Raw genomic sequence first — 4,688 nt, forward strand, 5'->3', positions numbered from 1 at the left:
AATAAAAGTGGGAAAGAAAGTAAAGGAATACTTAAGGAATTATTAATTAGTATAAAAAATGAAGACATAGTATCTGAAAAGATAATAGATGTTTTGAAAAATAATATAGATGAAATAAAATTATTTAATAAAATAAGCTCTGAATATTATTATGCTGATATTAAAATTGATATAAAAGATAGAGAGTATCCATGCAAAATTATTGTTAAAGATAAAAGAGAAGATAATAAAAAGATAGATAGTAAAAATATAAAAATGGTTATAACCATAGAAACTAAAAATTTAGGAATAGTAGATAGTTATATGAGGGTTTTAGATAAAAAAATAGATATAGATTTAAAATGTAAAGAAGAATATGTTAAAATAATAGATATAGCAAAACTTAAATTGTTATCTAACATTGAAAATATAGGATTTATAGTGGATATTAAAGTATCTAAAAAAGAAGAAGAAGTATCAATAGCTACATGTAGAGATTTCTTTAATTCTGGTTTTGGAGTTTCTATAGATAGGAAGGTATAATCTTTTATATAGGAGGAAAAAATCATGAAGGGAAGAAAAAAAGCTGCAGCATTAAAATATCAAGAAAACTTAGTAGCTCCTGTAGTTACTGCTAGTGGAATTGGGCATATTGCAAATAAAATTATTGAAAAAGCTGAAGAAAATGATGTTCCAATAGTGTATAATAAGGAATTGACAGATTTGCTTTGTAATGTAGATATTGGAGAGTATATTCCTAGAGATCTTTATGAGGCAGTTGCACATATAATTGCATATATAACAGATTTAGATAGAATAATAGAAAGGTGAGTAGGTTTAATGGCTTTATATGCTATTTCAGATCTTCATCTTGCTTTTACAACAGATAAACCAATGGATATTTTTGGAGAAAAGTGGCTTAGGCATGATGAAAAGATTAAGGAAAACTGGATTAATAAAATTAATGAAGAAGATACAATTCTCATAGCTGGAGATATATCTTGGTCAATGAAGGCAAGTGATAGCAAAGGTGATTTGGATTGGATAGATAGTTTACCAGGTAAAAAGATAATTTCTAAGGGAAATCATGATTATTGGTGGAGTGGAATATCTAAGCTAAATAGAATGTATGAAAATACTAAATTCCTTCAAAATAATTTTTATTCTTATAAAGATTATGCTATTTGTGGAACGAGAGGCTGGATACTTGAAGGAAGTGACAGATTTACAGAAAAAGATAAAAAGATATTTAATAGAGAGCTTATAAGAATTAAATTATCATTAGATAGTGCAAAGGAAGCTGGTTATAATAAATTTATAGTCATGATCCATTATCCTCCAATAAATGAGAAAAGAGAAATTTCTGCTTTTACAGAAGTATTTAAAGAATACGGTGTTGAAAAAGTTATATATGGACATCTTCATGGACCATCATTAGCAACTGCTATTAATGGTGAGGAAGATGGTATTGAATATATTATAACTTCTTGTGATTACTTAGATTTTAATCCAATAAAAATATTAGAATAATATAAAAATGAAGCTCACTATTTCTTTTGTGTGGACTTCATTTTTTATTTTGCTAAAAATTCTTAAAATTTTGATAAAAAGCTTCAAGAGTTATTGACAATCAATATCACTTGGTTATAATTGTATATAGAAACCATGTAAGGGGGAGAATACATGAACATATACGGAATGAAGGTTGGTGAATCTGGAACTATAAAAGAAGTTTTAGGAGATCCTAAATTAGCAAAAAGATTAAAAGCTTTAGGGTGTGTAAGGGGGACACAGGTTAAGGTTAAGTTAGTTGCACCACTTGGAGATCCAATATTAATAACTTTTAGAGGATTTGATTTAGCAATTAGAAAAAATGACGCTAAAAATATTTATTTAAATGTTTAAGGAGTGGGAAAATGTTAAATGTAGCACTAGTAGGTAATCCGAACACAGGAAAAACTACAGTTTTTAATGCACTGACTGGATCTAAACAATATGTAGGAAATTGGCCAGGGGTAACTATAGATAAAAAATATGGATTTATAAATAAAGATATAAAAATAGTTGATTTACCAGGTATATATGCAATGGACACATATTCAAATGAAGAAAAAATATCAAGAGCTTATTTAGAAAATGAAGATGTCGATGTAATAATAAATGTAGTAGATGCCACTAATTTAGAAAGAAATTTATATCTTACAACTCAATTAATGCAATTTAATAAACCGATACTAGTATTTTTTAATATGATGGATATAGTAAAAAAAAGAGGGATTAATCTAGATACTAAAGTTTTAGAAGAAGATTTAGGTATAAAAATCCTACCCATATCAGCGAAAAATAAAAATGGACTAGACAATATATCAGAAGAAATAATCAAATCTAAAGAAATTATTCCAAATTATAAAACAAATTTTAAAAATGAAAATGAAGTATATTTATATATTGATAATATTATAAAAAGAGCTACTAAAACAAAAGGGAAGTCAAAGTATGTAGGAGAACAAGTAGATAAAATAGTATTAAATCCACTTTTAGCATATCCAGCATTTTTAATAGCATTATTTTTAATATTTAAATTTACATTTAGTTGGTTTGGACAACCTTTGGCAGATGGATTAGATAAATTTGTAGGAGACATATTTACACCATTTGTAGAAGGAGTACTTATAAATTCATCAGAGTGGTTTAGATCACTAATAATTGATGGGATAATAGCTGGTGTTGGAGGGGTTATAGTATTCTTTCCAATAGTATTTTCACTTTTTATTGGTATATCATTTCTTGAAGATAGTGGATATATGTCAAGAGTTGCATTTCTTATGGATAGAATAATGAGAAAAATAGGTCTATCAGGTAAAGCATTTATTCCTATAATAATGGGTTTTGGATGTTCAGCACCTGCAATAATGGCAACTAGAACTTTAGAAAGTGAAAAAGATAGAAAGATGACAGCATTATTAGCGCCACTTGTAACATGTGGAGCAAGATTGCCTGTATATGCGTTATTTGCTTCAATTTTCTTCACTTCAAATCAAGAGTTTGTAGTTATGGGATTATATTTATTAGGAATTATAATTGCAATTTTAGTAGGATTATTATTTAAAAATACTTTATTCAAAAAGGATGAGCAACCATTTATTCTAGAACTGCCTCAATATAAATTACCAAGCTTTAAAAGTATTATTTTAAATGCTTGGGATAAGTCTAAAGGTTTTATTATAAGAGCTGGGACATTAATATTTGCAGTTTCAATAGTAGTTTGGTTTTTAACTTATTTTAATATGAATGGATTTACAGATGAAATAGATACAAGTTTCTTAGCAAGACTTGGTGGATTAATATCACCTATCTTTGAACCATTAGGATTTGGTGGGTGGCAAGCTGGAGTATCAATACTTACAGGTCTTGCAGCTAAAGAAGTAATAATTGGAACTATGGAAATAGTTTATGGAGATTTAGCATTAGTTTTACCAACCATGTTTACAACTGTAACAGCTATAAGCTTTTTAGTGTTTGTATCTCTATATACTCCATGCTTTGCAGTTATAGGAGTTATGAAAAAAGAATATGGAACAAAAATGATGTTCTTATCAATTAGTTATCAATTTATATTAGCTTGGGTAGCAGCATATTTCTTTAAATTTGTTGTAACACTTGTTACAGGAGGAGTTACAATTACTTATATACTAGAGTTTTTAATATTTCTAGGAATAATTACTCTTTCAATATGGTTGTTAGTAAAATACTTCAATAAAGAAGAAGTTAGAGAAACAGTACATCTTAATTAAATTATTAATATAAAACCAAAAAAGTAAAAATAATCGTAAAACTCAGTGTTTGCTGAGTTTTATTTTTATATATGTTATAAAAATATTAAGTGCTGAGAATAAATCTTTATAATTTTATAGCTAAATAGTTATATTAATTCTGTGATAGCTATTTAATTAAGGGGGGATATTTAGAATAAAAATAACAACAATACTTAATATTAAGTAATATATATACAAATGTGGAAAATAAAACATATGTATTGTATAATAAAAAGATAAAGGGTTGTGTAAAAGTAGAATTTAAAGGAGAGAGTTATTTTGAAAGAAATTAAAATAGAGGAATGTCAATATTGTGGATCAAAAGATTTAACTATAGGACATCAATATGCACAAGGATGCATATATCCAGAATTATGGGGAATAAGATTAGGTAGTCCAGTTGAACATATAATATGTAAAGAATGTGGAAGTATAATATATTCTAGGGTAACTAAAATAGATAAATTTAAGTAGTAATACTTTTAAGGTAGAAATATTTTATAATAGATTAGTTAGTTTATAAGGTTTTTTATTTAATTATAATTTTTTTATAGCATATAATGAAGTTATTAATAAAAAATAAACCAACATAGAATATTGAAAAGTAAATAAAATATATAATTAATAAAGAGAAAGAAGTTAGAGTATAAATTTTTTCTCTTTTTATTATATATAGAATTTAAAAAAACTATATTAAATGATGTATTTCGTATCAGATAATACAAAGCTATTAATTCAACACTGTCATTATATTATATGAAGCAGTATATAACTGTGTTTTAAAATATTGTTGTTAAATAAAGATAATTTGTTTTTAAGATTCAGTTATATTTCAAATTAATGTTATATCTATAAATATAAAATTAATTTGAAAGAATAATAAGATTTATTAAT

5 protein-coding genes and 1 pseudogene are annotated in these 4,688 nt (G+C 25.9%); all 6 read left to right on the forward strand.

What is annotated here, in order from left to right:
• Positions 1 to 522, forward strand: a pseudogene (locus H9660_RS15710) (hypothetical protein); the annotation flags it as partial.
• A 24-nt stretch (positions 523 to 546) separates the two neighbouring features.
• A complete protein-coding gene (locus H9660_RS15715) occupies positions 547 to 810 on the forward strand; it encodes an EscU/YscU/HrcU family type III secretion system export apparatus switch protein (RefSeq protein WP_191751315.1) in 264 nt (87 codons plus the stop codon).
• 9 nt (positions 811 to 819) lie between these two features.
• Entirely contained in the window at positions 820 to 1,509 is a 690-nt protein-coding gene (locus tag H9660_RS15720) for a metallophosphoesterase (protein WP_191751316.1), read from the forward strand.
• 153 nt (positions 1,510 to 1,662) lie between these two features.
• Positions 1,663 to 1,884: a FeoA family protein gene (locus H9660_RS15725; RefSeq protein WP_191751317.1), complete on the forward strand. Its 222-nt coding sequence runs from the start codon at positions 1,663 to 1,665 to the stop codon at positions 1,882 to 1,884.
• An 11-nt stretch (positions 1,885 to 1,895) separates the two neighbouring features.
• Positions 1,896 to 3,773, forward strand: a complete 1,878-nt coding sequence (gene feoB, locus H9660_RS15730; protein WP_191751318.1) for a ferrous iron transport protein B — start codon at positions 1,896 to 1,898, stop codon at positions 3,771 to 3,773.
• Positions 3,774 to 4,073: 300 nt separating this feature from the next.
• A complete protein-coding gene (locus tag H9660_RS15735) occupies positions 4,074 to 4,268 on the forward strand; it encodes a hypothetical protein (RefSeq protein ID WP_207729507.1) in 195 nt (64 codons plus the stop codon).
• Positions 4,269 to 4,688 lie beyond the last annotated feature (420 nt).

The sequence above is a fragment of the Clostridium gallinarum genome (genome assembly GCF_014836325.1).
GTDB lineage: Bacteria > Bacillota > Clostridia > Clostridiales > Clostridiaceae > Clostridium > Clostridium gallinarum.